Annotated in this window: 26 protein-coding genes; 4 read left to right on the top strand and 22 right to left on the bottom strand. The window is 61.3% G+C overall.

The window, feature by feature from the left end:
* The first annotated feature begins 104 nt into the window (after window positions 1–104).
* The 3 genes from ACEU5R_RS12990 to ACEU5R_RS12980 are packed head-to-tail and all read left to right on the top strand — an operon-like array spanning window position 105 to window position 1,858.
* Window positions 105–377 (top strand): YbeD family protein, encoded by a 273-nt coding sequence (locus tag ACEU5R_RS12990; RefSeq protein ID WP_392410456.1) that lies wholly within the window; start codon window positions 105–107, stop codon window positions 375–377.
* A 12-nt stretch (window positions 378–389) separates the two neighbouring features.
* Window positions 390–1,061, top strand: a complete 672-nt coding sequence (gene lipB, locus ACEU5R_RS12985) for a lipoyl(octanoyl) transferase LipB (RefSeq protein WP_392410470.1) — start codon at window positions 390–392, stop codon at window positions 1,059–1,061.
* 59 nt (window positions 1,062–1,120) lie between these two features.
* Window positions 1,121–1,858 carry a tetratricopeptide repeat protein gene (locus ACEU5R_RS12980; protein WP_392410455.1) on the top strand — a complete coding sequence of 246 codons (738 nt, stop codon included), beginning with the start codon at window positions 1,121–1,123 and terminating at the stop codon, window positions 1,856–1,858.
* Between the two features lie 117 nt (window positions 1,859–1,975).
* Here the strand turns inward: ACEU5R_RS12980 and ACEU5R_RS12975 are convergent, their stop codons facing one another.
* Complete coding sequence (locus tag ACEU5R_RS12975; protein WP_103271638.1) at window positions 1,976–2,782, bottom strand: LacI family DNA-binding transcriptional regulator; 807 nt, start codon at window positions 2,780–2,782, stop codon at window positions 1,976–1,978.
* A gap of 190 nt (window positions 2,783–2,972) precedes the next feature.
* Here ACEU5R_RS12975 and lipA point away from each other — a divergent pair, with 190 nt between their 5' ends.
* Complete coding sequence (gene lipA, locus ACEU5R_RS12970) at window positions 2,973–3,974, top strand: lipoyl synthase (RefSeq protein ID WP_392410454.1); 1,002 nt, start codon at window positions 2,973–2,975, stop codon at window positions 3,972–3,974.
* Between the two features lie 79 nt (window positions 3,975–4,053).
* Here lipA and ACEU5R_RS12965 read toward each other — a convergent pair whose 3' ends face one another.
* The 21 genes from ACEU5R_RS12965 to ACEU5R_RS12865 form a co-directional block, all read right to left on the bottom strand.
* Window positions 4,054–4,782: an NTP transferase domain-containing protein gene (locus ACEU5R_RS12965; protein WP_103271636.1), complete on the bottom strand. Its 729-nt coding sequence runs from the start codon at window positions 4,780–4,782 to the stop codon at window positions 4,054–4,056.
* Window positions 4,779–5,378 (bottom strand): gamma-glutamyl-gamma-aminobutyrate hydrolase family protein, encoded by a 600-nt coding sequence (locus ACEU5R_RS12960; RefSeq protein WP_103271635.1) that lies wholly within the window; start codon window positions 5,376–5,378, stop codon window positions 4,779–4,781. The genes ACEU5R_RS12965 and ACEU5R_RS12960 overlap by 4 nt, the downstream gene beginning before the upstream one ends.
* Window positions 5,368–7,785 (bottom strand): PEP-utilizing enzyme, encoded by a 2,418-nt coding sequence (locus tag ACEU5R_RS12955; protein WP_103271634.1) that lies wholly within the window; start codon window positions 7,783–7,785, stop codon window positions 5,368–5,370. Before ACEU5R_RS12955 ends, ACEU5R_RS12960 begins: the two co-directional genes overlap by 11 nt.
* Window positions 7,778–8,509: a formyltransferase family protein gene (locus ACEU5R_RS12950; RefSeq protein WP_103271633.1), complete on the bottom strand. Its 732-nt coding sequence runs from the start codon at window positions 8,507–8,509 to the stop codon at window positions 7,778–7,780. The genes ACEU5R_RS12955 and ACEU5R_RS12950 overlap by 8 nt, the downstream gene beginning before the upstream one ends.
* A complete protein-coding gene (locus ACEU5R_RS12945; RefSeq protein ID WP_158658306.1) occupies window positions 8,506–9,072 on the bottom strand; it encodes a hypothetical protein in 567 nt (188 codons plus the stop codon). The genes ACEU5R_RS12950 and ACEU5R_RS12945 overlap by 4 nt, the downstream gene beginning before the upstream one ends.
* Window positions 9,069–9,587 (bottom strand): adenylyl-sulfate kinase, encoded by a 519-nt coding sequence (locus ACEU5R_RS12940; RefSeq protein WP_103271631.1) that lies wholly within the window; start codon window positions 9,585–9,587, stop codon window positions 9,069–9,071. Before ACEU5R_RS12940 ends, ACEU5R_RS12945 begins: the two co-directional genes overlap by 4 nt.
* Before the next feature lie 57 nt (window positions 9,588–9,644).
* Window positions 9,645–11,117 carry a CDP-glycerol glycerophosphotransferase family protein gene (locus tag ACEU5R_RS12935; protein ID WP_392410453.1) on the bottom strand — a complete coding sequence of 491 codons (1,473 nt, stop codon included), beginning with the start codon at window positions 11,115–11,117 and terminating at the stop codon, window positions 9,645–9,647.
* 327 nt (window positions 11,118–11,444) lie between these two features.
* Window positions 11,445–12,200 (bottom strand): acyltransferase, encoded by a 756-nt coding sequence (locus tag ACEU5R_RS12930; RefSeq protein ID WP_103271629.1) that lies wholly within the window; start codon window positions 12,198–12,200, stop codon window positions 11,445–11,447.
* Window positions 12,201–12,317: 117 nt separating this feature from the next.
* Window positions 12,318–13,985, bottom strand: a complete 1,668-nt coding sequence (locus ACEU5R_RS12925; protein WP_392410452.1) for a hypothetical protein — start codon at window positions 13,983–13,985, stop codon at window positions 12,318–12,320.
* A 14-nt stretch (window positions 13,986–13,999) separates the two neighbouring features.
* Complete coding sequence (locus ACEU5R_RS12920; protein ID WP_103271627.1) at window positions 14,000–15,037, bottom strand: class II aldolase/adducin family protein; 1,038 nt, start codon at window positions 15,035–15,037, stop codon at window positions 14,000–14,002.
* Window positions 15,034–15,789 carry an HAD family hydrolase gene (locus tag ACEU5R_RS12915; protein ID WP_199770946.1) on the bottom strand — a complete coding sequence of 252 codons (756 nt, stop codon included), beginning with the start codon at window positions 15,787–15,789 and terminating at the stop codon, window positions 15,034–15,036. Before ACEU5R_RS12915 ends, ACEU5R_RS12920 begins: the two co-directional genes overlap by 4 nt.
* Window positions 15,786–16,790 (bottom strand): hypothetical protein, encoded by a 1,005-nt coding sequence (locus tag ACEU5R_RS12910; protein WP_392410451.1) that lies wholly within the window; start codon window positions 16,788–16,790, stop codon window positions 15,786–15,788. The genes ACEU5R_RS12915 and ACEU5R_RS12910 overlap by 4 nt, the downstream gene beginning before the upstream one ends.
* 129 nt (window positions 16,791–16,919) lie before the next feature.
* Window positions 16,920–17,828, bottom strand: a complete 909-nt coding sequence (locus ACEU5R_RS12905) for a glycosyltransferase 87 family protein (protein ID WP_392410450.1) — start codon at window positions 17,826–17,828, stop codon at window positions 16,920–16,922.
* A complete protein-coding gene (locus tag ACEU5R_RS12900; protein ID WP_103271626.1) occupies window positions 17,825–18,430 on the bottom strand; it encodes a phosphatidylinositol-specific phospholipase C/glycerophosphodiester phosphodiesterase family protein in 606 nt (201 codons plus the stop codon). Before ACEU5R_RS12900 ends, ACEU5R_RS12905 begins: the two co-directional genes overlap by 4 nt.
* Window positions 18,427–19,125 (bottom strand): glycosyltransferase family 2 protein, encoded by a 699-nt coding sequence (locus ACEU5R_RS12895; RefSeq protein ID WP_103271625.1) that lies wholly within the window; start codon window positions 19,123–19,125, stop codon window positions 18,427–18,429. The genes ACEU5R_RS12900 and ACEU5R_RS12895 overlap by 4 nt, the downstream gene beginning before the upstream one ends.
* Window positions 19,122–19,526, bottom strand: a complete 405-nt coding sequence (locus ACEU5R_RS12890) for a GtrA family protein (protein ID WP_103271624.1) — start codon at window positions 19,524–19,526, stop codon at window positions 19,122–19,124. The genes ACEU5R_RS12895 and ACEU5R_RS12890 overlap by 4 nt, the downstream gene beginning before the upstream one ends.
* The gene (locus ACEU5R_RS12885) at window positions 19,523–21,193 is read right to left on the bottom strand and encodes a sugar phosphate nucleotidyltransferase (RefSeq protein ID WP_392410449.1); all 1,671 of its coding nucleotides are present in this window, start codon (window positions 21,191–21,193) and stop codon (window positions 19,523–19,525) included. The genes ACEU5R_RS12890 and ACEU5R_RS12885 overlap by 4 nt, the downstream gene beginning before the upstream one ends.
* A gap of 188 nt (window positions 21,194–21,381) precedes the next feature.
* Window positions 21,382–23,127 carry a hypothetical protein gene (locus tag ACEU5R_RS12880; RefSeq protein WP_392410448.1) on the bottom strand — a complete coding sequence of 582 codons (1,746 nt, stop codon included), beginning with the start codon at window positions 23,125–23,127 and terminating at the stop codon, window positions 21,382–21,384.
* A 93-nt stretch (window positions 23,128–23,220) separates the two neighbouring features.
* Entirely contained in the window at window positions 23,221–24,168 is a 948-nt protein-coding gene (locus ACEU5R_RS12875) for a glycosyltransferase (protein ID WP_103271621.1), read from the bottom strand.
* A gap of 7 nt (window positions 24,169–24,175) precedes the next feature.
* Window positions 24,176–25,279 (bottom strand): DegT/DnrJ/EryC1/StrS aminotransferase family protein, encoded by a 1,104-nt coding sequence (locus ACEU5R_RS12870; protein WP_103271620.1) that lies wholly within the window; start codon window positions 25,277–25,279, stop codon window positions 24,176–24,178.
* Window positions 25,276–25,716, bottom strand: coding sequence for an FdtA/QdtA family cupin domain-containing protein (locus ACEU5R_RS12865; protein WP_103271619.1), 441 nt, complete (start codon window positions 25,714–25,716; stop codon window positions 25,276–25,278). Before ACEU5R_RS12865 ends, ACEU5R_RS12870 begins: the two co-directional genes overlap by 4 nt.
* Window positions 25,717–25,724: the final 8 nt, after the last annotated feature.

Raw genomic sequence — 25,724 nt, 5'->3', positions numbered from 1 at the left:
GCCGCGGCACGCGCCGGTTCCTACGTTCTCGTGGGGCTGGCGCACCACCCGCGACGCCTGGACGGGCATCGCTACGCGGGTGGGTTTCACATCAGGCTTCCATCATGCACATCCCGCCCGAAGAATCCCTCATCGAGTACCCCAGCGACTTTCCCATCAAGGTCATGGGCAAGCAGCATCCCGAGCTGGCCCAGACGCTGACCGAGGTGGTGCTGCAGTTCGACCCGGGCTTTGACGCCGCCACCGTCGAGATGCGGCCCAGCAAGGGCGGCAACTACATGGGCCTGACCTTCACCGTGCGCGCCACCTCGCGCGAACAGCTTGATGCGCTGTACCGCGCGCTGCATGGCCACCCCATGGTGTCGATCGTCATCTAGGCCGGCATGGCTGTGATCAAGTGGCTCGCGAGTCCGGCCGACTACCTGTCGGTCTGGCGCGACATGCAGGATTACACCAACCTGCGCGGCGCCGACACGCCGGACGAGATCTGGCTTTGCGAGCACGCGCCGGTCTACACGCTGGGGCAGGCGGGCTCGCCCGGGCATGTGCTCAATCCCGCCGGCATCCCCATCGTGCATTGCGACCGGGGCGGGCAGGTCACGTATCACGGCCCGGGCCAGGTCATGGCCTATGCGCTGTTCGACCTGCGGCGCGTCGACATGTACGTCAAGGAATACGTCACGCTGCTCGAGGGCGCGGTCATCGACACGCTGGCCGAGGCCGGCGTGGCGGGCGCCTGCCGCAAGCCCGGCGCGCCGGGCGTGTATGTGCCGGATCCCGATGGCGGCGGCGAGCTGGCCAAGATCGCCGCGCTGGGCATCAAGATCCGCAACGGCCGCGCCTATCACGGGGTGTCGCTGAACGTGGACATGGACCTAGCGCCCTTCCTGGGCATCAATCCCTGCGGCTACGCGGGCCTGCGCACCGTCGACATGGCGGCCTGCGGCGTGCGCCGCGAGCTGGCGGACGTGGGCGAGGCGCTGGCGCGCAATCTGGTTGCCGCCTGGCACCGCGCACGGCCCACGGCGGTCGGCGGCGAACCCGCCTGTAGTCCCGTCTGAACGCCGGTTCAGACGCAGCGTTCGCCATCCGTTTTCCCGCCAGATCCTTCTCGTCCGACATGAAATCCATCACCGCGGCGGACATCTCCGCCACCACTCCCGCGCAGCTGGCCGCGCTGCGCGCCGGTCCGCCAGAGGCCTACGCCGCCTGGATCCAGGCCGCCGCCGACCTGGGGCTGCTGGAGGCCCAAGCCATCCTGGGCCAGATGCTGCTCGACGGTCATGGCATGGCGCGCGATCCCGAGGCCGCGCTGGGCTGGTTCAAACGCGCCGCGCAGGCCGATCACCTCATGTCCATCAACATGGTGGGCCGCTGCTACGAGAATGGCTGGGGCGTGGCGCGCGACGAGACCGTGGCCGCCTACTGGTTCCGGCTGGCCGCTGATCGCGGCCTGGACTGGGGCATGTACAACTATGCCCACATGCTGCGCGATGGCCGCGGCGGCGTGGCGCAGGATCCGGCTGCCGCGTTGGCCCTGTACCAGCGCGCGGCGCAGTCCGGCCATGTGAAGTCCATCGGCGTGGTGGGGCGTTTCCACGAGGCCGGGACCGTCGTGCCGCGGGACCTGGAGCAGGCGTTCGATTGCTACCGGCGCGCTGCCGAGGGCGGGGATTTCCGGGGCATGTTCCATCTGGGCCGGCTGCTGCTGCAACGCGGCCAGCGCGACGAGGCCGAGGCTTGGCTGGACCGCGTGCCTCAGACCGCCACGGCGGTTTTCCTGCGCGAAGCGGACGCCATGTTGCGGGAAATGGGCGTTGCGGCGCGCTACGGCGAGCCCGCCGTCAAGGGCGCGTAGTCCGGTTCCGTCCGGCGACTTTGCGCGGCACGCGGAGCGTTTCGCGTGGCCGAACCAAGGGCGGTCACGCCGCTTGCTTCGTGCCTGCCTCGCCGTCGGTGCGCCTGCCTGCAGCGTTCAGGTGCTGAGCCGCGCTTCCAGGACCGCTTCCAGCACGACGCGCGCGCCCGGTCCGCGATCGCCCGCCAGCCGTTCCAGCAGCAGCAGGCCGGCGCGCCGGCCCAGCTCCGCCGCGCTGGCCGTGAGCGTGCTCAGGCCCGGCGCCCATTGGGCCGCGCTGCCGTCCTCCGACACGCCCAGCACCGCGACATCCTGCGGCACATGCAGATCGCGGTGGTGGGCTTCGGACACGGCCCCGGCAGCGAGCAGATCCGAGCTGGCGAACACGGCGTCGAACAGGGTGTTGGTGGCCAGGAGCCGCAGGAAGGCCATTCGGCCGTCGTTCGGCTGGCAGGCCTCGGGCTGGATGATATCGGCCGCCAGTTCCAGGCCCAGCGACCGAGCCGTTTCGATGAAGCCCTGCCGGCGCTCGCGTTCCCAGGGCGTGTCGGCGCTGACGCAAGCTACGCGTGCATAGTTTCTATCGGCGAAATGGCGGGCGGCCAGGCGGCCGGTATCGATGTTGGCGTACAGCACGGCGCTGTCCAGCGGCCCGGCGGGCGTGGCCCAGGTTTCCACGATGGGGATTTCCAGCGACGCCAGCGCGGCGCGCAGGCCCGGATCGTCCGCCGGCCCGATGCACAGGACCGCCGCCGGCGCCAGCGCATGCAGCCGGGGCAGGCCAGCCGGCTCGTGCCAGGGACCGGCAGCCAGGTAATGACCGGTCTCGGCCAGTACGCAGGCGCAGGCCTGCACGACTTGCGCCGTCGGCCCCGTATCCAGGCGGGGGGCGATCAGGGCGACGGGGCGGGGCAAGGCGGGCATGGGCGGATTCTGGAAAAAGACAGGCGTGACGATAACCCAGACGCTGCTGGGGGCGGCCTGATACGTGCGGCCCCAGACTGGCAGACTCAGACGGGCGACCCCGGGGCGGGCGGACCTGGTCCATGAAGGGTAAAATGCCCTTTTTTGTCTCGGACCGGGCGCCTGGGTGCGCCGGTCATGAAGGTGCCTCATGTCCACGCTTGTCGAGTCCCCTGTCCCCTCGGACGAATCCGCCGCCGCTTCCGCCGTGGCCTACGATCCGACGCAAAAGCAGAAGTCGCAGGCCAAGACCGCGCGCATTCCGATCAAGATCGTTCCGGCCGAACGCCTGAAGAAGCCGGAATGGATCCGCGTCAAGGCCGCCGCGCCCGGCTCGCGCTTCTACGACATCAAGCGCATCCTGCGCGAGCACAACCTGCACACGGTCTGCGAGGAAGCGTCCTGCCCCAACATCGGCGAATGCTTCGGCAAGGGCACGGCCACGTTCATGATCATGGGCGACAAGTGCACGCGTCGCTGCCCCTTCTGTGACGTGGGCCACGGACGTCCCGATCCGCTGGACCCCAAGGAACCCGAGAACCTCGCGCGCACCATCGCCGCGATGAAGCTGTCCTACGTGGTCATCACCTCGGTCGACCGGGACGACCTGCGCGACGGCGGCGCCGGCCATTTCGTCGATTGCATCACGCATATCCGCGAACTGTCGCCGACCACCCGCATCGAGGTGCTGGTGCCCGACTTCCGCGGCCGCCTGGACCGCGCGCTGACCATCCTGAACGCCGGTCCTCCAGACGTCATGAACCACAACCTGGAAACCGTGCCGCGCCTGTACAAGCAGGCTCGTCCGGGTTCGGACTACCTGCACTCGCTGAAGCTGCTGGCCGAGTTCAAGAAGCTGCATCCCGAGGTGCCGACCAAGTCCGGCCTGATGCTGGGCCTGGGCGAGACCGACGAGGAAATCCTGCAGGTGATGCGCGACATGCGCGAGCACAACGTGGACATGCTGACCATCGGCCAGTACCTGCAGCCGTCGGAGCACCATCTGCCGGTGCTGCGCTACGTGCATCCGGACACCTTCGCGATGTTCGAGCGCGAGGCCTATGCGATGGGGTTCTCGCATGCGGCGGTGGGGGCGATGGTGCGGTCTTCGTACCATGCGGACGAGCAGGCGCACGCAGCTGGGGTGAATTGACGCGGTGAGCCGCCATTTTCTGCGGTCTTGCCCGAAGGAATAGGCGCTGCCGCACGGCAGCGTATTCTCGTTGGTCAGGCTAAGGAAGTGCGAGGGACTCGTACAGGGCGAGATCGCTTGCGGAATCGACTTCGCCCCATTTCCCCGTATAGGGGATCGCTGCAATGGGCAGCGCGTCCAGCGCCAACGCCCTTTGGATGGCGCCGGTCATATGCAGTGAATCGCGCTCAGAATCGTCCAAGCTGGCCCGCAAGCGCTCAAGCATGGCCCAACCGGCGGGCGTGAATCGTAATAATCCCATGTATTGGCCTTGGACTTCTTCCACGCTTGAAGGCTTGCTGCCAATTTCCAGCAGCCTGCCGCCATCGGACACGCGGAACGTTTCAGCGTCCGACAGCGGGCAATCAAAGCGCGCCTGCCATAGTCGCAGCCAGTCCGGATCGTATGTCAGTGCGAGGGCTGCGTCGCTGTCCATGAGTTTACGGACAGCGTTTGCTTCGTAGAAAATATCGGAATAGCTCACGATGCAGGCTTCTGCCTGCAGCCATTCGCGAGCGCATGCCAGCGACGTCACCATATTGGTTCGCCGCCAGTCGGGATTGTGAAACATGGGCAGGCCGTAAGGGGACAAGGCTTCGTGTCGGTAGCCGGTGACTAGCGCGATTTCATGGATGCCAGCCGCCCGCAGCGACGCCAACTGCCATTCAAGCAGCGGCTTGCCTCGCAAGCTCACGAGCCCTTTGGGTTGCGTATCCGTCAAGCCGCCCATGCGGCTGCCGCGGCCAGCCGCGAGAATGATAGCCTTCATGCAAACAGCCTCCTGATACTGGCAAGATCTCTTGGATCAGGCGTAGATTCGCGTTCTGGATGCCACATCCAGCCCTCCCATCGCAGGCGCTCGTGGGCGAGTCCTTCCAGAGTGCCGTCATCGGCGGTGGCAAGAACCTGATAGCCGGCAGGGCAAGTAGCCGGCGCCTTGCTGTGAAAGCTGTTCACTTCGCCGCTATATCGACCCTGGATACCATGGCGCGTTGCGATGTGTCCGGGTACGGGGATGTTGTCGACGCCTGCGCGATACACCATCAACTGCAGGCCGCGGCAAATGCCGAGCACGGGCATGCCTTGTGACTCGGCCCAATCCAGGAGGGCCAGTTCGGTGGCATCGCGCAAGGGCGCGGCGCCGATGTCTTCGCCTCCTGACAGAATCAAGCCATCCAGCCGCCAACGCTCGCAGAAGCGCCGGGAATCTTCCGGTCCCAGATTGGGTACAGGCAGCCAGACCAGGCCAGGCAGAGCCACCGCCATGAACCTGTGCCAGTCCTGGGCCAGTGCGTCGCGCGGTTCACGATAGTTTTCGGCGTGCACGATGCGCATGGTAATGCCGAGGCGGCGTTCATTTTGCATGCAAGGGCCTAAGAATCTTCTCTGCGCAGTTCAGTTCCGCTGCGCCAGCTTGCGTCAGCCGCGCGTAGAGACTGTCCCCGCAGCCTATGGCAGCGGGAAGGCCGAATTCCGCGCAGCGTATCGCCATGTGCGAGTTGGCGCCGCCGAAACGGGTGACCAGCGCTGCCGGGTGTTGGGTAAAGATCCAGTCGAATCCCGGGTCTGCGTTCTCGATACAGACGATCATGCCCTGGATGTTCACACGCGCAGACATCTCGGCAGTCAGCTTCACGATGCGTCCGGACGCCGCCCCTGTGCCCACGAAATTGGGGATGCTGCGATTCAGTGTTGCGACATAGATATCCCGAACGCTGAAAATGATATGAGCAAGCTTGAACTCATGTGCGGCTTCCATCTGGATGCGCGAGGCCGCGACCTGCGCCAGATAGTGGCGATCCAGAAAGTCCATGGGCGGTACCGTGAGACTGGACTCGATAGAAGCCCAGTCCAGGAATGAGAGATCTTCACGCGACAAGCCGATTTTCTCACCCCAGGACACCAGGTCGGAGAGCGCATTGGACAGTGTTCTGGAAAAGATGAACTTGATCTGCTCCCGCGCCGCAATGGCGCGGGCGGCGTAGGCCAGCAGCTGTCGTGAATTCAGAACATCGAGCCCGCATTCGCGCAGCAATCCGTCGATCGCAGTGCATTCATCCTCGTTCATGGAGAAAACGGGCGTCGTTGAATGAGCAAGTTGTGGCGCCTGATCGTGGAACAGATCGTCTCGTTCGTCATATCGCAGCGAAGTGATCTCGTAGGTGCCGGGACGCAGGTGTCCATAGCGTGTCAGGAAGTCCTCCCGGGAGATCTCGCCATGACAGACCTGTGAGTACTCGTTGACGATGTTGCCAGTGATGGTGCGTATGCTGCGCTTGAACTCATCCAGGCGCTCCTGCCGCAAGCCATTGCGACGCACCGCAGAACGCAACAGCGCCTCGGCAATGAACGCATGCCTGGCAGCAACCGCGAATGGTTTTACGCCGAGACGGCGGCAGGCCTTCAACAAGTGACTGGCACGGACCAGGAAGGCATGCGGTTCCGCGTGATTCACATCAGTCAGCCGTAGCGCGTCCAGCTGTGCGGCGAGTTCCAGGGCCCGGTCCAGTGTGGAGTCCTGCTTCGGCCCGATCGCGTTTCTGGTCAGGATGCGCAGCGCCTGCGTGTACTGTTCACGTTCTGCGGTCGAGAGAATGTTTGGATAGCGCTCCGAGAAATCATGTTCGAAGCAGAAATCCAGGCATGTCGGAACGATGTCAAATTCAATCTTGTCGTGTAGTTCCGGGCAAGACTCCAGCCGGTTCATCCAGGCGCTCACGAGCTTGCCGCCCGTGTCGCGGTCCAGGCCCTCAGGCAGGAAAGAGTTGAAGCTCATCCGCACGTCAATATATGGATGGCTGTTGATGAGATACATGAGTTCGCCATCACCCAGCTCCTGGTAGCCCATCTCGGCGCGCGCTTCGCGCCAGGTGCTGCGGGTAATGAGCGTTCTATAGAGAGAAGATGACAGTGGTTGCGGCGTTGTGCCGATCAGCTCCGCTGGATTCCAATCGGGCATGATGGCCAGAATCGTCCGCTCGCCGACCACGCCTTCACGAGGCAGGGAGCATTCCTGGACAAAGCGCTCGACGAACTCCAGCTGTCGGGCGACGCGGCGTTCGGTAACGGGATGCCAGTGTCGGGCCCTAGCCATCCGGCGGACTTGGAACAGATAGAGTTTTCCCGTGCGATCCAGGCCGAATTCGATGTCCAGTGCGAGGCATGCGCACAGGGATTCCAGTTCTTTCGCCAATTGCAGGAAGCGCAGAATGCGGGGAGAGCGCAGCAAGCCAGGTTCGGCGTGACGGTAGACGAAAAGCCCCTTGTTGATGACGCTGCCGCCTGTGATGGTGTCGGTCCTGCCGCTCTCGTCGTCGAAATCGATGCAGTAGTAGGGCGTGCCATGCACCATGTCATACGTCATGATGACGCCGTTGACCGCGATGTCCTCGATCATCGGCTGCACGAGCACTTGGTCCTGGGGGTTGCCGGTCATGGATTGCATGACGCGGGTGATGGCGTCGGTCACGTCGCCGGGGCTCGCGCCATTGACATGTTGCAGGCTGAGGAAGGCGCCTGCCATCGATTCGTTGGCGCCATCCTCGATCAACGCGCTGCTACGCACGGCCAGCTTCGCGCCTTGGAATTGGTCGCGGATACGCTGCAGGATCCGCGGCCTGGAAGCTTGCCACTCCTGGATCGAGAAAAAGTAGCTGTCGGGCACGGTGGCCTGCGTGAGCCTGCCCTTGAGGGTTTGCAGGGTTTCCGCCTTGCTGCCGAATGTGAACAGCCGGGCGTGCGCGGCATCATGAGACGTGCGGGTTTCAGGCATGGTCGGGCCGTGATTCAAGGGAGAGGACGGCAAGGTGCTTGAGCACGGGGTGTATCACGTAGTAGGGCGGATCTTCGACTTGGGGTTGCGGCTGCGCGTCGATCATGCCGTTGGCCAGAAGCCGAGTTCGCATTACGCGCAGAAGCAGGTCCGCCCGGATTGCCGAGTCATACTGGTGATCGATGTCGGCTCCGGCCGGAGGCTTGGGATACGTCCGACGAGCCACGATGGGGCCCGTGTCTATGCGGGGATCCAGGAACAGTGCCGTCACTGTCGGGTGGTCGCCGTTCAGGAGCGCATAGTACAGCGTCGTGCTGCCTCGGTACGTTGGTATATCCCCGGAGTGCATATGCAGGAACCGTGGTCCGAGCGAGAGGATGGCTTCCCCCACGATTTGACCGCCAAAGCCGGAATAAATGACCACGCGCGGCTGGATGGAACGGATGATGTCCGCGATTGCCGCGTCGTTGACGTTGCGGGCATCGCAGGTTTCATGGGAAATGCCTGACGTCGCGCAGGTCTGCAGCAAGGGTTCGTCCAACCTGGGCAGCAACAGGTCGACGATCGCGGGTTCCAGGACCGGCAGGGAGGGGTTGGGCTTGGGGCGTTGGTCGCCCATCAGCACCACATGCCCGGGCAGCATGTCATGCGCCACGAGCGCCTGGAGGTAGGCTTGAGAGCGGCTGGTCGGCGCGGCGAGCAGCAGTACGTCGTCCAGGATCATGGGAGTGTCACTTGCAGGCGTGCGCTCAAGGCGGCGATAGCGTCGCGTTCATGTCTCAGCAGTTGGCGTAGCCTGTTCATCTGATCAACGTCCAGGGCGCCTATGTACGCGGAAAGCGTGTCCATGCATTTCAGCAGAGCGTTCAGATATTGCAGGCGTTGCGTCCGTTCGTAGCCCAGAACCAGCGCTTCGGCGAACAATAGATATCGTTCCAGATCCCTGAAGTCCTCAGGGTCCGTAGGGCGCCACGAGGCGTCGTATTGTCCGTGTAGGCGTTTTGAAACCTCGAACCTTTGCAGCAGGCGGTCCAGGGTTGCGTAAGCCGAGGCGTCCGGTGCATGCGCCAGTTGCCGTGTCAGGCGAGCCAATAGCGAATGGGTCGGGCACGAAACCACATCCGACCTTGTGGCGCGCGGAGTTGTCTCCAGGCCGCAGTTCTGTCGGGCTGAACGCCAGGCGCATAGAAACTCCCGTCCTTCAAAGCGGGTGTAGGAGTAGGTATTGCGCTCGTCCAGCAGTGCGCCGCGATCGTAGGGATATTGCGGGGTATCGGTGGGCGTCATGCGATGCCGGCCTTGCCCAGCACGTGCCGGGCCAGTTGTGTCATGTCCGGCTCTGGTCCCGATGTGGAAATCGTGAGGTCGGCCGTTTCTGGTCGCGGAAAGGGAATATCGACGCCGACCACATTGGGGCGCGCGCCTGTCAGTGCATCTTGGTACAAGCCCTTGGTGTCGCGCCGTAGCAGCGCTTCCATGCTTGCATCCATGAATACCTCAAAGTAGCGGCTGAACCGCTCGCGGTTCTGCGTGCGCATGTCGGGGAAGAGGGACAGGATGCAGCACACGACATTGATTCCTTGGCGATCGAGCATTTCGCATAGCGCGGTCATGCGTTCGGCGTTGGCTCGTCGCCCTTCGACCGAATAGGCGGCATCGGTCTGGTCATGCGCGAAGACGCGCCGCAATTCGTCGCCGTCAAGCAGGACCGTATTGGCAGCGAGGCCACGCCAGAGGCGCGCGATCTCCTTGCCTAGCGTGGTCTTGCCGGAGCCGGACAGGCCGATCAACCATATGACCATGAAATGCTCTCCATGCAGGGCCGCGCAATCAGAATGGCGCAGGCCAGGTTCCCTGGGCTATTCCAGAACGCGATCCAGGTTCAGTAATGTTTGCGCCGCGACCTGGGTGGAGAAGCCAAAATACGGAGCGAAATAGAGGCTGCGCAGATCGCTGCGCATTTGCGCTTGTTGATCCCAGACCGAGTCGTTTTCCAGCAACCCGGCGATGGCCTGCATCTGCGGCTCAACCGCGATGATGTAGTTGCGCAGCAAGGCATCTGGAGAGTGTCGGCCGATCAGCGCGTCCTGCTCGGCTCCCGGGATGTTCAACAAGATCATTTTCTTGTTCGTGTAAATGCCGGCCAACGGCGGGCCGCCGTAGTCGAACAGCATGTAGTCCGCGATCTGGTAGAGCGGCAGGTTGTCGGTCGAGTCCACGATCAATCGCGTGAAGGGCAGCTGCGACAGGGCGTCAATCGCGGCGGGATCAGAGCGGGGCGTCAATGGATGCACCTTGACCAGCACGTTGTAGCGCTCTGTCAGGGCGGCGATTTCCTCGTTGAAATGGCCTAGGGACGAGACGGCGCCGTGCGTGGGCAGCCAGACGACGGTTTTCTTGTCCGGGGCGCATCCGAGCGAGGATGACAACGCGGCGGCATCCGACGGCGACGTGAAGTAACGGTCCAGCCGCGGGTACCCGATCTGCACGATGGTTGCCTTGGTGTGCCGGGAGAAATACCCCGCGTGATAAGGGCCAAAGCAAAGAATGACGTCGTACAGGGCATTCCAGCTGGAGAGGTTCCAGCCTGATTTTCCCGCAGCGTACATGAAACGCACGTTGACCTGGGCCAGTCGCTTGATCAACGGTTCGCCCGAGGTGTCGACGGGATGATTCGACACCAGATATCGATACTTGAGCTTCTTGCCGAGTATGTCCGTCGTATGGAAGACCTGGCAATGCCAGGGAGCAAAGGCTTCCCCGGCCGGCAAATCGGCTTCGCCGTGCAGCAGCACGTCGAAGCTGTCCTGGGGCAGTGCATCCCAGATACATGAGAAATGGTTCAGCAATTCCTTCGAGTGGACCAGGAACGCGATCTTGTCGATCACGGGCTCTTCGTTCTTCCGTGGCCGTATGGGCGGGCGCAGGCGGGGCGCCTGGTCATGTTCGACGTGGTACTGAAGCAGGTCCACGCAATCTTGCTTGAACCGGTCGGGCAGGGCGGCCAGGTTCGCGTTGAGCTGGGCGTAGGACGGCAATTGACCCAGGTCCGCGCGGATTGCGAGCAGTTGTTCCTGCAATTGTTCAACGCGTTCGTGTAACTGAATTCCGTGTATTTCGTTCGCTTTCAGCTGATCGTTGAATTGTGCAACCATGGCGCGTAACGCCTGTTGCTCTCGCTGCAATTCGCTGGCAAGCGCTTCGGTCCGGGTGTCCAGCTTGAGGGAAATCTGCTCGGTCGCCTCCAGTCGGGACTGCAGGTCCTCAAGCTGGATTCCGGCGCTGTCGAACCGTGCGACGAGTTCATCGGTGGCAATCAGCTTGTTGCCCAAGCGACGAAGAATTGGCGGTTTTGTCATGTTTGGCGGAGGTTGCGGGCGGGGTTTCCCGCTACGATCTTGGTTCTCACTGGGCCAGGGGAGGCATGACTGCCGGCTATGCGATCGACAGGCTGGCAAGGGCAATGAAAGATCGCCAAGTATATCCAGCGCAACCGTGTAGATTCCGTCCAACAATAGTCAAAAATTACTGTTTTGAGACCGATTTATTCTTGGACATGTTTGATCCGAACATTTCCGTCACCATGGTCGGCGGGCGGCTGGGAAGCCCCGGTTCCGGAGTTGGATCGAAGCGCAAGCCAGCCGCGCTGACGGCATTGTCTAGTTGGACGCAGGAGGGCTGAATTCGTTCAGCCAGGCGGTGACCACTTCTTCGGGATAGCCGCGATGGAAGTGCTTGCGCCAAGGATAGGCGGCATTGCCGGAGCCATCTTTGAGTTTGACCTTGCTGGTTTCGCAAATGAACTTGGCCGGGCTGCCGGCGACCACGGTATCCGCTGCGACATCCCGGTTGACCGAGCTGTGGGCTCCCACCAGAGCGCCCTTGCCGACCGTAACGCCCGGTAGCAAGATCGACATGGTGGCGATGGCAGCATAGTCTTGCACCGTCGCTCCCGACATCACTTCGCTGGGAGGATGAGGATCATTGGTCAGCACCACATAGGGGAAGATCCAGACGAAATTGCCGATGGTGGAATGCTGCCCGATGTGTACATTGCTGTGAAAGCGGACGTAGTCTCCGATGGAGCAATGGCCTTGGATGTCGCAAAGCGTGCCAATCTGGAAGTTCACGCCGGCCCGGGTTGCTTCGCGTGCGGTGACGCGGTGGCCGGTGACCAACTTTTCGCCAAACGTCGAGCCTTCGTAGAAGATGCTGTGCGAACGGATCAGGCTGCCGGCTCCCAGAGTCAGCGGGACTCCCTGGGCCAGGGGCGTCGGATGGCCGATCTCACAGTGAGAGCCGATTGTGGTGTTGTCGCCAATGACGGTGTTGGGGTAGATGATGGAGTAAGGGCCAATGGAAACGTTGCTGCCAAGCTTGGCTTCGGGAGAAATGATGGCGGTTGAGTGGATCATTGAAAATTCCTTTGCGTGGTGGACATGGAAAGGCGATTTACAGGCCAACAGGTTGTATCTGAAAGGCAACGGGAAAACGCGACGACGTTGTCGCGCTTGACCCGTCGACAGCCAGATCTATGGCTTGGCCTTGAAGATCGCGACATCCGCGCCGCTGCATAAACGGACGAACTTCTGGTCGCCAAACAATCCTTGCTCGGCCAACGTCGTGCGCGTACTGCGGTCTTGTTGCATCCGCTGGACTACGCTCGGCTCCAAGCCAGCTATTCGTTTGTTGAATGCCGCCTCGTCCATAAAGCCGGGAGCAGTCAGACTCAGCAAAATGTACTGGATAGGATTGGATCTGTCACAGTACGTGCCCGCGGGCGACAGGTCGCCCCACGCTACTGAAAAGCAGGTGTTGGGCATGGATAAGGCGTTGAACGGGGGGGCTACTTCGTAGTCGTAGAAAATCTGGCTTATCGGCTGGCTGCCGGCGTCGGCGGCAATGCAGTTTTCTATGAAATCGGCACGTTTATTGATCGGCTTCGAGCGCAGAGACTGGACCAGATAAGTCGCGTGGTTCCAGGGAAACTCCGCCATGGCGGTCATGGCAGTTTGTCGTTGCACTCTCAAGGCGACGTCACTTACCAGCAGTGCGACGATCAGGAATAGGACGGCTGCGCCTCCCGCCGACCGCTGCCAACCGATCACGCCGATAGCAATAAGGAAAGAGACCGCGGTGAAATAGGAGCCGGCGCTGACTTCGGATTTGATGCCGAATATCAAATAGGCCATGACGACCGCGAGGGTAATCAGCGCAGCCAAACATTCGAAGCGCCTTGAGACGCTATGGCGGGTGTGAACGACCAGGCCGAGCATCAGCAAAAACATCGCGGTGGCATTGAGCCACGAATGGAAAGTAGCCTCATAGAAGCGGCGCCAGGGGCTGATGTTCAGGCCGCTGACTTGCGTTACCTGCATGTGGTGCTTTAACACTCCCAAATAGTCATGCAGAATCTGGGGATGAAATGGGGCTGCCAGAAGCGCCGGATTAGTCAAAAGGATCAGTGTTGCGACGAACAATGAGCCCAACGCGAACAGAGTGCCTAGCATGTGCCAGACAGGTTTTCCGATGAGACGCCTGACGATGATCAGAAACAGGAATGGAGCGATGAGCAGCCCGCTGAGCTTGACGGCCCCAGCCGCGGCAAGGACTATCACTGCAGGCGCCAAGGCCCGGAATGATGATGCTTTGTCGCGCAACAGCAGATACGCGCTCAGGATCGACAGGAACGAAATCTCTGTGACGGTGCCGAATCGCATGGAAAAAAAGGCGATGGCAGGAAATAACAGATAAATGAGGGCGGCTGTGGCGCAGATCGCTTCGTTTTGCGTGAATCGCTTGACGATCTTGCGCAGAAAGTAGGCGCCTCCCAGCGCGAATAGAAGAGAGACCTGGCGTGGCACGACAATCAGCGGCCAGTCGATACCGAAATAGGACGAGATCAGATATAGCGGATAGGTTATCCAGGCGAGTGGCGCCCAGTAAAGCCAGCCATAGGCATAATAATTTAGGATCCAGAGTTTGGAAAACTGTCCGGAGGCTATGGACGTATGCGCGTCTCGCAAGGCGAGTTGAAAAGCAAGATCGTCCACCGTTCTCGATGCGAGGCGCCCCAATTTTTCCGAAAAGAGAAAATTCTCGTAAAACAGGAGCAGCACGATGGCGGCGCAGCCTGCGTAGCAGGCAATGGCTAGCCAGTTGATGGGCGACCTATGTGTAGCGGGGGGTGAGAAGGGCATAGACGCTTGCTGTGTCATTTTGCGTGCCCGATGCGATAGCGCTCCGCATCCCAATTCAGCAGGGAGGCGATGTCGGTCCTGGACAAGGTCGTAGTGATGGCATCCGGTGTCAGCCGCGCCAGTACGTCGTAGTAGCACCTCAACTGCTCATGTCGGGCGCGGTTGAACGCCTCGGGCACGAAGACGCCGACGTCGCGTATGAAAATGGGATAGCCGAGGTCCCGATGCTGCGGCATGCGGCCCAAGCAATCGGCAACGGAGTCATATGTCTGGGCGATGGGGCCTAGGAATACGACGTGATCTGGATACAGCGCCCAGGAATTGTCCAGTCGGGCATACAGATCGCGGTCGTGGACCAGTTCGGTCAATGCCTCGTCCTGCAGCAGAATGTAGGACTGGTTTTTCATGGCCTCCACGTCATGGGACGGCGGGGCGACACAAGGCAGCCCAATATCGTGGGCCTTCGTGCGTAGCTGCGTCGTGAGCAGAGATAGCAGCCTGTCCGCTTCTTCAACCGTTCTTGCGCCGATGACCACGCCGTGATTGCGCAGGAATACGACGTCTGCGCCGGGCCGGTCTTTCAACTGACGCGCCACAGCGACAGCCAACGGGGCGCCAGGCTTGTGATAGTCCACCAGCACCCATTCACAAGAATCGCCCAGTCGTTCTTGCAGCAGCATTTCGCAGTCTTTTTGGACCAGATGGACCAGGGCGTTGATCTCGTGCAGATGGGCGACGACAGCATGGGGCAAGAGGGCGTGCAGCAGCGTTTCTATCGATGGGCGCAACCGTGCATCGACGTCGCGGGAGATTGGCGATACTTCGAAATCATCCCGTGCGATGGCCGATTGGAGATGAGCCAGGTCGACGGGCACGAAAATTTCCTGGCTGGCAGCGTCGGCTAGCCAGGTACCGGAGGCCTTTATCCACAGCGCGCCATTGCTCTTGTACGAAACATTGCCGCCTGCACCCTGGACCAAAAGCCGGTCCCGGCCGATTCTGGCGCAGAAGTCCACGATAGCGGCATGCAAAGAGGTATTTGGGGAAGTCATGATTGCTTTTGCCCCAGTTGAGCGACGAGACGGCGTAACGCCGAAAAACTGCTGAAAGACGCTTCCGGGGCGTTTTCGCCTTCGCCTAGAGGGGTGCCGGGGTGGATCTTCTGCAAAGTAACTGCATTGATCGTCTCGCGGCCCCCTCGAATGTCATTGACTGGATTGTCGCCGATCATCCAAATCGTGTTGCCTTTGGGACGCATCTTTTCCAGCGCAATGGTGAACGGCGCCGGGTGCGGCTTGTCGAAACCAGCTTCTTCGCTGGTGACGATGTAATCGAAGTACTGGTCCAAGCCAAAATAGACGACCTTGCGAAACTGGATCTGCGCCGTTAGATCCGTAACGATGGCAGTCGGAATGCCGAGCAGGCGCAGGTCATCCAGAAGTTCTTTGACGTCATCAAACAAGATGGCATTGCTGAGGAAGGTGCGCCAATAGGTTTGTTCAAAATCCAGCGCAAGAAGCACTTGTGACCCCAAGCCCATGATCTCCAGCATGCGTTGCAGATACAACAAACGGCTGTGCGAGGACGCGGTGTGCTGCAAGCGGGATTTGACTTCATCCCGGGCCTGCTTGAACGCTGTGTCGAATTCTTCAGGTCGGATCGAGAAAGTCGTCGAGACTTTCTCGCGCACGGCCTGTTGCGCGGCCGCATGGGCCGGATCGTACGGATAGAGCGTGTTATCCGTGTCGAACAGAATTGCGTCAGGAAGGCGATCGAACCGATCGGGTGCGTAGATTTTCATCATATGAAGCGTGTCGTCAAGGCTTGCTGAATATGTGCGAGCGTGATCAGCTGCATGAGGCCTCCTACGCCATTCGCCCATTTCGCAGAAGTGTCGAGGAATTCGAAGATTTCCGGGCAGATTATCTGTGCCGCCAGCTCGATGTCCTTGCCTGTCGTCTCGCCTTCGATGGTTAGAACGATTTCCGCGCCGTCTGCGCTGGTCACCATATCTACGTGCAGGCCACAAACACCGATGAGAGCCCTGGCCAGCGAGGTTTCACTCAAACCGAGTCTGGAGCGTGCCACGAGCTTCAAGCGCAAGGGATGCCTGTCCGATGTCTCGGTCAGCATGCGCGGGTGTATCGGCTTGAGCGAGAAAAGCAAATCCGCATGGGCGGCCTGCGGACGGATGAACTTGGCGGAATCTGGTTCACGGCGTTCGAATGAACCCAGGACGCGCTCGCGTGTATGGCCGCGCACTTCCACGTCGCGCTTGAGTTTCAGGTAGCGACGCAGATCTTCGTCAATGTCGAGGTAGACGCTCAGGCTATAGCAATTGCGCAGGATCGGCAGATACAGTGCATGCAGGCCGCTGGCAAAGATGAAGTCATTGCTTTTGATCTTGAACGGTTTGCTCATCCGTCCGGTCTGATGATCGTAGTGCCGTGATTGAATGGGCTTGCCGTCGCTTAATGCTACGAGATCGTTCGCAAAGGCTTCCAGGTCGTTGGCTCTTGGATTCAAATGAGTCATGACCTGCCACATGGGTTTTTGTCGATCCCACAGGTGGTAGTCGTCTCCAGACAGCTTGGCGACCGAGTGCGTGCCAAACAGATCCGTCAGTGCATCGGAGTATGTGTCTTTGCCGGCGCCGGAGTCTCCGGCGATTCCCAGTACGAACGGGCGTCGGCTCAAGCGGAAGAAGTCATTCCGGCTCACTCCCTCCCGCCAGATTCTGGCGGCCAACACCAGGCCCGTTGCCACCAGGGTGGTATGCAGTATGGAGAGGCCGCGTGGCAGCATGTTTGTCAGTGGAGCACCGATCAACGTCGCCAGCGAACTCTGTGCGGCGTATTCGGCAAGCAGGCTGGTGCCGAGATAGAGAAATGAAAACAGGCAGACCAGCGCTCGTGCGATGCGATCGCTACGAGCCTAGTAGATGACCAGCAGCGGCAGAACCCAGACGAACCAGCCAGGCGCGGCGGGCGTCATGAGCACGATCAAGAGGAAAGCGATGCACAGAATGGCGCACAACAGATCGAAATTCAGGCGGCGGACGCGCCAGGCCGCGTAGAGTATGAGCAGATGGACAAGCGGCACCAGGTATACGGTGATGTTCTCGCCGATCGGAACGGCTAGGCGATAGATCTTGGTGACTTCCGGGTTGGATTGGATCATGGCCAGCCCGTCGCTGGATAGCAGGACGAACGGCAGGAGAAAAAGGGTGGCGCCCAAGGCGAAGGCCTTGGCGAAATCGGGAAGAAACTTGCGGTGAGGACGATTGTGCTGAAAATAGATCAGGAAGAAGGGCAGCGCAGCCGCCATGCTCAGCTTGGCTGAGATGGCAGCGGCAAGTGCCAGGCCTGCCGTCCAGTTCTTTTGATGGCGGATGCAGTAGAGGGTCAGCGTCAGCAGGGCGACGGGCACCAGATCGTTGTACCCAAGCCAGTAGGTGGCGACCAGCGTGATCGGAGAAAACCAGTAAACCAGGAGGAGCATGCGGTCGCGGCCGGGGAGCAGACGCCGCAGCACTGCCAGCAGGGCGACGTCAACCAGCCCTAGTGTCAGCGCGTAGGCGTGCTCCGGCGCCATGCCCACGAGCTTGCCCAGCAGCGTGAGCGGCAGAAAGACCAGCCACATGACATAGCCATACGGAAAAGCCGCCGGGCTTCCTCCGTGGGCAAGCCATACTCCCCAGGGGTCCATGTTCCATTGCGAAACGCTGGTGGACAGAAAGGGCGCGTACCAATCCACGACCGGCTGCGAGATCGCGCCGGCGACGATGGCCAATCGGATTGCGATGCCGATCAGAAACAGTGGGTGAACGAGCAGCGTCTTCATTGCAGGCCAAGTGCGATTTTCCAAAGATCGGGGCGCTTGGTGCATACGGCTTGGGCGGCAATGCCGCGTTCGGTGAGCAAGGCCGCATAGGCCGGAATTTCCGTTTCAGCATTGCGTCCCTGCAACTCGGGCGAAACGATGCAGAGGCGGAAACCGGCGTCTTGCAGGCGGCGCGCCTCGTCCCCGCTCAACGGAAAGCGCGTGAAGCAATCCACCCAGACCCAATCGACTTTGCCCGCGAGACTGAGCGCGGTATCGATGGATTCGAATTCGGATACGCGGACGGCGCAGCGCTGCTCGCCCGCCTTGGCCCATTTCACGAGAAACGGAAATGACTGGTCGAGGAAGAAGAAATCGGTGATGCCATGCGAGTCCATTACGGAAAGCAGGCGCGCCTCCAGTCCCTCTTCCTTGACATTCAAGATCAGCGTGCCGTGTCGGTACGCCGCGATCCACTCAAGGAAATCTCCGCCCGGAACCAGCGCATCATGGTGGATGATGAGGTTTTCGCCGCGGCTGCGGATATCGACCTCTATCCCATACTCGACCGGCGTCGTGTTCAGTTCTTCCAGCGTATTGCGGCGATGAGCGATAAAGATCATGGCTTGGTGGACCTCTTCAGTTCCAGGCTGAACGCGATTGTGCGTTTGATGAATTTTCTCTTGGCGGCCCAATTGACATTCCAATGGGACGTTCCGTGCGCGCGTTCGCCGAAGCGTACCGGGAAGCGCTTTACAGCCAGACCCCGGCTTCGCGCCAGGTAATAGGCGTACAAATCCAGGGAAAAATCGTGCGGCGGCCGGTCCCAACTGGCGAAGAAATCCCGATGAAACATGGTGGGCTGTGCATTGATGTCCCACAGGCGGGTTCGCAGCAGCAACGTTTCGAACAGGCTCATGCCGATCGTGAAGAAAACGTCCGCCACCGGGCGGCCGTATCGGCGGCCTTTGACGAACAAGCCGGCACCGTGCGCTTCAAATAGCGCCAGACCCTTGACGGCGTCATGGGGGTCTGTCTGCATGTCCGCGTGGGTCCAGGCGAGGATTTCGCCCTGGGCGGCGCGCAATCCCTGAAGAATGCCGTAGCCATAGCCCTGATTGCGTTCGACGCGGACGCTGCGGCATCCAGGGTATGAGGGCAGCAAGGCGGCCAGCACGTCGGGGCTGTTGTCGGTGGAGCCGTTATCGACCAGAATGACTTCGGCGTCCGACCGTGCCGTCAGCGCCTTGCAGCGTTCAAGCAACAACGGCAGGTTGGCTGCTTCGTTGTAGCAGGGGATGACCAGGGATAGTTTCATAGAGATCCGTCGGACACTCGCATCCGAAAAACGAAGAATTTCATGCCGATGAAATTCAGTACGGCCGATACGCCGGTTGCCGCGACGAACGCCACCTGTACCATCTGTTGCGATGCAGGCAGATGCTTGAGCGTCAGGGTGTTGATCACCACATTAGCGCCGAGCGTGGCGGCATAGAGCGCCATGAAACGCCAGTGACTGCCTGTCGGATGTGCCTGATGGTTGAATGTCCAGTATCGGTTGGCCACATAGGCGAACGCCGTGCCCGCCATGAAACCGATGGCCTTGGACCAACCGACAGGCATCGGGCTCCATGCCAGCAGGGCATGATAGACAAGAAAGTCGACCGCGACGGTCAGTCCGCCCACCACCAGGAATACGGGCAGTTCCTTCTTCATCATGGCCGCGGGCCCGGCAACGGCGGATCGATCTTGCGGTATTGTCGAGCCAGCAGCGGTACGGCTTCCGCGGGGACGCGGCCATCGTTCTCAAGGCGATAGGGATGCGATGCCCATTTATGGAAGCAGGACTGCCAGTACTCGAAGGTTCGCAAGTCGTTCGGCGTTCCCCAGGAGAGCAGGTGATCGACGGTAAAGACCTGGCAGCGCAGCCCCAGGGCGATGGCATCATTGATCGTCGAGTCCAGGTAGAACTCGCCGTTCACCCGACCATCCCGAGCCAGCAGCCTGGCCACGACCCGCTGAAAATCCTGCGCGTGTCGGAACGTGAAATTGCCGATGACGATCGGATCCGTTTCCGGAGAACCCAGCGGTTCCTTGACTGAAATGGCGCGGATGCGGTCGTCGGGCGCATCGATCCAGCCAAACATTTTGGGATGACGGACGGCGTTGGCATGGCCGCGTGCCGCCCAGACGATAATGTCTACGTCAGGCGCTTCCAGCAGGCGATCAAAAGCCTGTGCGTCATATAACATGCCGTTGTCGCAAGCGGCGAAAGTAATCGGCCCCGACGCGTCCGCGATCGCCTGCTGCAAGGCATCCAGGCCGATCAGCGCGGTGCATGCCTGGCCTTCGGTGACTGCGTCGATGGTGGAGATGACGGCGCCCGGATAGACGTGCGCGAGCTGCGCGCTGATTGCCGCGTGGCCGGGCATGTCCCGCCGCAAGACAAACGCGTGATGCCGGGACGGGGGCAGATCATGGGCTGCCTGCTCCACCATGGGCCTGCCTGATACGGGGATAAGCGGTTTCGTAGCGGCGTAGCCTTCATCCGCGAAACGCTTTCCCAGCCCTGCCATGGGCATCACCATGCTTCCTCGTGGCGGCAGCGGCGGCTGCGCGGGTTCGGCGAGCGTGCGGAACGCGCGAGACCAGCCGTTGTATTCGGCCACGTCCTGAGGCGTTCCCCACTGCATGAAATGCTGCAGGGCGTACACGGCGACAGGCATGGACTGAGCCAGCAAGGGGCGGTATGCCAGGCTCACATAGTATTCTCCGTTGACGTGTAGCTGGAGATCCACGGTTTCCTTGAATGCGCGCTTCATCAGGGCGCCATTCCGGAAATAGTAGGTACCGCTGGAAGCGAACTCCTCCATGCGGTTCTGCGTGTATGGCTGTTTTTCCTGAATGTCGAGCACCCAGCCGTCCTGCTCGCGCATGTAGGCGTAGTTGGTGCTGCCAAGCGTGTGTGGATGGAATCCCTTATAGGCGGGAATCGCTCCCGCGCAGCCGGTTTCGGACGTGAAGCGCACAAACTGCGGCCAATCCCAATAGCAGGTGAAGTCGCAGTAATTCACGACGACGGGCGAGTCGTCACGGATCAAATGCTCAACCAGGCGGACGGCATGAACCGGGCCCAGCTTGTGGGACGGGATGCCCACGACACGGCCGGTGGGACAATAGCGTTCAAGCGTGGCTCGCACCGCGTAGTCCGGGTTGTCGAGATGGTCCTGGTTGCAGATAAACAGAAAATCCGTCTCTCCCGGGAACATGTCGATCACGTGGGCGATGATCGGTTTTCCGTCGATGGGGATCAGTGGCTTGGGAAGCGAATAGCCGGCCCGCCGGAATCGTTCGCCAAAACCGGACATGGGGATAATGATCTGCACGAAATGTTCGCTCCGGATTGAGGGGCAGGCCGGGCCGCGATGTGGGCGAATCCTGGCGAAAAGGCGTCTATTTTAGTGGAGAAGTGAATGTACCGTCATGTGCGTGGGCTGGCGCAGACGCGAGCAATCCCACGGTTGCGGGAAAGCTCGACGCGGTTTCTGGCTGCCCCCCATGACGCCACTCCCGTTCACTGGCCGAACCAAATAAGGGCTGGCGGAGCGTCCCCGGAAGGCGCCTTCCGCGCCACTTCCACGGGCACATCCGTTTGCAGTTCCGCCGCCGCGATCTGGTTCGCCAGGACAGGGGGGGACGCGTCGATCAACAGCAGCGCGCCAGCGGGTTTGAGACGCATCGCGCCAGTTAGATAGCGCACGCTTTCGTCTTTCAGCGTCAGCACTATGCGCGCGGCGAACGGTTGTTCCCGTGCCACTGTCGGCTTTACGGCAATGGCCAGGGCTTGGATGCCGCGACCGTTCAAGGCGGCTTCGGGTATGGGGATCGTCAGACGACCCATCCCGGAGGAGAAGGAGATGGGTTGAAAATTCAGGGAATGCCCGCCCCAGGACAGTTCCTGGACCAACGGCGAGCAGCCGCGCAGGTATGCCCACCCGATTGGATTGATAGGCACGCAGACGGGGGCGCCGCTATCGATCCGGTAGGACTGGGCCTGCCAGTATGAAGCGTTGATCGTCGGGAATTGCGGCTGCTGATTCAAGCGGCCTGCCTGGGATGTCCAGCCAGCCGCGATCAGCCAGCATGCGAACAAGGCTGGCGCCGTGTGGCGCCGCGGTCCGCTGCTTGGGGGGGCGGTCGGCAAGATATTGGCGAACAGGCCCGCCATGATGAGGGTGACGCCGAAGAAAATGACGATGACGTGCCGGTAGATGGACGAACTTGCCAGATGAGGCAGATCGGCGGTCCAGCTATCGCCGAACGCCAGCGCATTCAGGAGCGTGGTGAAGACAATGGCCAGGCCGCCGATCGGAATCAGGGCATTTGCACGGCGCTTGCGGAACAGGATGAGCGCGACCAGCAACGCGGCGATCGCCATGCCATACATGCCCGGATGGAGGAATCCGGCGCGCATTGGCCGGCCGCTCGTGAATACGCCCAGGTAGCCAAATGCGTACTCGATACCGATGTACAGTTTTTCTGGCAGGCTTGTGGTGGTCGGCGTGGCGAAGGCGCCATTGGCGCGGCTAAGCAGCATCTGCGCCGCCTGCGCGCAGCAGGCGACCACGGATGCTGCCGCAAGCCATCGATAGCGCCGGCCTCTTCCCAATATCGCGGCCAGCAGCAGGCCGGGCAATGTCGCCACGACGGCCGGTTTCGATATCATGAGAACCGGGGTGAGCCATGCCCATCCGGGCGGAGCATCCATCTTGTCACTGACCAGCGCCAGTGCCGACAGGATCAAGATGAAGAAAGCCGCAAAATACGTAAAGTTGATGAACGTGCGAGTCTCGTAGTCCGCCAGGGCGAGGACACTCAACGCGACCAGCAGGCGCAGGCCGTCGCTTTGCACGACGCGTCGGAACGGACCTAGGCAGAAGCTCCCCACCATGGCCGCGGTGAGCAGGATCGCGGTCCAGCTGTAGGCGTATGGAATGCTGGAGGCGGGTAGCGCCAGGGCATGAAACAGCAAGGCGAGGAGGCGCTGTGGCAAGGGGATATAGCCGGCGTCGGTCGACATGAGGCGTGCGACCAGCGATGGCGCCTGCGCGTTCGCATAGTAGTTGGTGGCCATTTCGGCCCACATTTCGCCGTCGAGCAATAGCGCAGGCTGCATGGCCAGCAGATAGCAGACATAGAGCGCAATGCACAGTGCGAAGTACCGCCTGGGCAAGCGTTCATCCTGCGTCGCGCACGCGCTGTCGGATCCGACCATTAGGAGGCGGACGCGGGCAAGAAGGCTGGTGGCATCGGCGGACATCGAGATTCCGTTTTCCGTTCAAGGGAGCTGTCGCAAGGGAAATGACGTCTTTTCCGGGCTTGCCCGGCGCGTCGGGCAAGCCCATACACGGATTCAACGGATGGCGTTGCCGGCGTTGTAGATGTAGCGGAACAGGTGCGGCTTGGTGCCGGCGGCGGCGCCCTGCGTGTCCTTGGCAAAGGCGATGGCCTTCGTCAGGCCACGCATCTTGACTTCCTGCCTTGGGTGGGCGAGCAATACCGCGCTTTGTTCGAACAGGTTCAACGGAGCCTCGGGATCGGCGACCGGTTGCGTGAACTCCGGGAAGGTCTGTCGCAGAACGCTGGGCCGCGCCGTCTGCAGTACGCTTTCCAGGACGATGGGAATTTCGGTGCGTGTGGCCAGGTCCCGCGTCGCGGCCGACAAATTGCCGGTGTGGCGACGATAGGCGACGATGCGGTGGTCGAACAGCCCCAGCCGATAGCCTTGACCCGCCGCGCGCAACCAGTAATCGTAGTCCTGAAGTTGGATCAGCCCCTCGTGGAAGGGGCCGACGGCATCGATCACGCTGCGCCGCATGGTTGCGGAAGGGGCGCAAAGATAGTTGTCGTCGAAAAACAGGCTGCGCAGTAAGTTGGATTCGCGGGGGGGCTGGAAAAAAACCGGATAGAGCCCATCCCGGATCGGGGCGCCTGTCTCATTGATGAGCTGGGGCTTGGAAAAGACCACGTCCCAATTCGCGGTGCCGAGAATGGCTGCCTGATGGGTGATCCGATCTTGCGTGGCGATGTCGTCGCCGCCCATGAGCGCGATGATGTCCCCTTGCGCGATGCGCAAGCCCGCGTTGAGCGCCGCGCTGGGGCCGGCATTCTCCTGTTCAAGCAGCGTGATCTTCGCGCCGAAATGCTGCCGGACGCGCTTGGCGCTGCCGTCGCTGGATCCGTCATCGACGACAATGATCTGAAGATTGTCGTAAGTCTGCGCGCACAGGCTGTCGATGGCCCGAAGCGCATAGTCTCCCTGATTGAAGATAGGAACGATGACGGAAACGGGGAGGCTCATGGGTTCGTTACTGCGCGCAGAATTGGCGTATGCGGTCGATGACCGTGTCGACTTGCGCTTCGGACATTCCGGGCCACATCGGCAGGGACAGGGTCTCCGCCGCTGCCGCTCGTGCCAGGGGCAGGCTGTCTAGCGCCAGCGCGAGCTCTGCGTAGGCTGCTTGCATGTGAGGCGCCGTCGGGTAGTGGACCAGGCAGCCGATCTTGTGTTCGTTCAGATATGCCGCCAGAGCATCGCGTTGCTTGCTGCGGATGACGTACAGGTGATAGACGGGCACGGCGCCGGCGACGGAGACAGGCGTCGTGATGCCGGGGAGGGTCCGCAGACCTTCGGTGTAGCGGGCGGCGATGGCGCGACGCTGATCGTTCTCCTTATCCAGCGTACGAAGCCGGACTCGCAAGAATGCCGCCTGCAGTTCGTCGAGCCGGGAATTGACGCCCGCGACTTCATGCACGTACTTCTTGTTGGAACCGTAGTTGCGCAGGCGGCGCAGATCTGCCGCCAGGCGATCGTCATTGGTGACGATCGCGCCGCCGTCGCCCAGTGCGCCGAGGTTTTTTGTCGGATAGAAACTGAAGGCGGCGGCATCGCCCAGCGCGCCAGCGCGGCGGCCAAGATATTGGGCGCCATGCGCCTGCGCGGCGTCTTCCAGGACGAAGAGACCGTGCCGCGCCGCGATATCGCTGATCCCCTTCATGTCCACCGGTGCGCCATATAGGTGAACCGGCACGATGCCCTTCGTTTTCGCGGTAAGCGCGGCCGCAATGCGGCTCGTATCGAGGCCATATGTTCCGGGATCGATCTCCACGGGGACTGGCGTGGCGCCCACCATGCTGACGGCCAGCCACGTTGCGATGAAGGTCTGCGACGGTACGATGACTTCGTCGCCCGGGCCTATGCCCCGGGCGCGCAGGGCCAGCGCCAGAGCGTCCAGGCCATTGCCAACGCCAATGCAGTGCTTGACCCCGCAATACGCCGCGAATTCCGTCTCGAACTTTTCAAGCTCGCTGCCCATGATGATGTGGCCGCTTGCCAGCACACGGGCAAAAGCGTCTTTCAGCTCGTTTGCGACTGCTGCGTGAGTGGCGTGGATGTCAAAGAAGGGGATCATTTCAGTCGTCTCTGTTCGACGGTTTTGAGAAAGTCTTGATAATCTCGGATGTAGTCAGACTCTTCGTATGGCATCGACGCGAGCACCAGGCACACGGCGCCGGAGGAGAAGTTGTTCAATTCGCGCCATACGAGCGATTTCATCAGCACGCCGCGGAAGGGGCGGTTGCATGTGATCGTGCGACGCTCGTAGCCGTTGTCCAGGACGAGATCGAAGCTCCCGGATATGCCGATGATGAGTTGTTGCAGCTGATGGTGCGCGTGTCCGGCGCGCATCTCGCCACCCGGAACGTCGTACAGGTAGTAGACCCGCTTGATGTCAAAGGGAACATGCCGATTGCCTTCGATGAAGGTCAGATTGCCGCGTGGATCGGAAATCTTGCTGAGATCGACTAGTTCGATGACGGAGTCAAGTGATTCGTACGGTTGATCATGCATGTGAATCT

The organism is Achromobacter sp. 413638, assembly GCF_043119405.1.
GTDB lineage: Bacteria > Pseudomonadota > Gammaproteobacteria > Burkholderiales > Burkholderiaceae_B > Achromobacter.
Note: the sequence above shows the minus strand (reverse complement) of the source record. Positions and strands in the feature narration are given on the sequence as shown.

Coding starts and splice junctions, on each gene's coding strand:
- ACEU5R_RS12990 (WP_392410456.1), top strand. CDS start 105: ATGCACATCCCGCCCGAAGAATCCCTCATCGAGTACCCCAGCGACTTT.
- ACEU5R_RS12980 (WP_392410455.1), top strand. CDS start 1,121: ATGAAATCCATCACCGCGGCGGACATCTCCGCCACCACTCCCGCGCAG.
- ACEU5R_RS12975 (WP_103271638.1), bottom strand. CDS start 2,782: ATGCCCGCCTTGCCCCGCCCCGTCGCCCTGATCGCCCCCCGCCTGGAT.
- lipA (WP_392410454.1), top strand. CDS start 2,973: ATGTCCACGCTTGTCGAGTCCCCTGTCCCCTCGGACGAATCCGCCGCC.
- ACEU5R_RS12965 (WP_103271636.1), bottom strand. CDS start 4,782: ATGAAGGCTATCATTCTCGCGGCTGGCCGCGGCAGCCGCATGGGCGGC.
- ACEU5R_RS12960 (WP_103271635.1), bottom strand. CDS start 5,378: ATGCAAAATGAACGCCGCCTCGGCATTACCATGCGCATCGTGCACGCC.
- ACEU5R_RS12955 (WP_103271634.1), bottom strand. CDS start 7,785: ATGCCTGAAACCCGCACGTCTCATGATGCCGCGCACGCCCGGCTGTTC.
- ACEU5R_RS12950 (WP_103271633.1), bottom strand. CDS start 8,509: ATGATCCTGGACGACGTACTGCTGCTCGCCGCGCCGACCAGCCGCTCT.
- ACEU5R_RS12945 (WP_158658306.1), bottom strand. CDS start 9,072: ATGACGCCCACCGATACCCCGCAATATCCCTACGATCGCGGCGCACTG.
- ACEU5R_RS12940 (WP_103271631.1), bottom strand. CDS start 9,587: ATGGTCATATGGTTGATCGGCCTGTCCGGCTCCGGCAAGACCACGCTA.
- ACEU5R_RS12930 (WP_103271629.1), bottom strand. CDS start 12,200: ATGATCCACTCAACCGCCATCATTTCTCCCGAAGCCAAGCTTGGCAGC.
- ACEU5R_RS12925 (WP_392410452.1), bottom strand. CDS start 13,985: ATGCCCTTCTCACCCCCCGCTACACATAGGTCGCCCATCAACTGGCTA.
- ACEU5R_RS12920 (WP_103271627.1), bottom strand. CDS start 15,037: ATGACTTCCCCAAATACCTCTTTGCATGCCGCTATCGTGGACTTCTGC.
- ACEU5R_RS12915 (WP_199770946.1), bottom strand. CDS start 15,789: ATGATGAAAATCTACGCACCCGATCGGTTCGATCGCCTTCCTGACGCA.
- ACEU5R_RS12910 (WP_392410451.1), bottom strand. CDS start 16,790: ATGCTGCCACGCGGCCTCTCCATACTGCATACCACCCTGGTGGCAACG.
- ACEU5R_RS12905 (WP_392410450.1), bottom strand. CDS start 17,828: ATGAAGACGCTGCTCGTTCACCCACTGTTTCTGATCGGCATCGCAATC.
- ACEU5R_RS12900 (WP_103271626.1), bottom strand. CDS start 18,430: ATGATCTTTATCGCTCATCGCCGCAATACGCTGGAAGAACTGAACACG.
- ACEU5R_RS12895 (WP_103271625.1), bottom strand. CDS start 19,125: ATGAAACTATCCCTGGTCATCCCCTGCTACAACGAAGCAGCCAACCTG.
- ACEU5R_RS12890 (WP_103271624.1), bottom strand. CDS start 19,526: ATGATGAAGAAGGAACTGCCCGTATTCCTGGTGGTGGGCGGACTGACC.
- ACEU5R_RS12880 (WP_392410448.1), bottom strand. CDS start 23,127: ATGTCCGCCGATGCCACCAGCCTTCTTGCCCGCGTCCGCCTCCTAATG.
- ACEU5R_RS12875 (WP_103271621.1), bottom strand. CDS start 24,168: ATGAGCCTCCCCGTTTCCGTCATCGTTCCTATCTTCAATCAGGGAGAC.
- ACEU5R_RS12870 (WP_103271620.1), bottom strand. CDS start 25,279: ATGATCCCCTTCTTTGACATCCACGCCACTCACGCAGCAGTCGCAAAC.
- ACEU5R_RS12865 (WP_103271619.1), bottom strand. CDS start 25,716: ATGCATGATCAACCGTACGAATCACTTGACTCCGTCATCGAACTAGTC.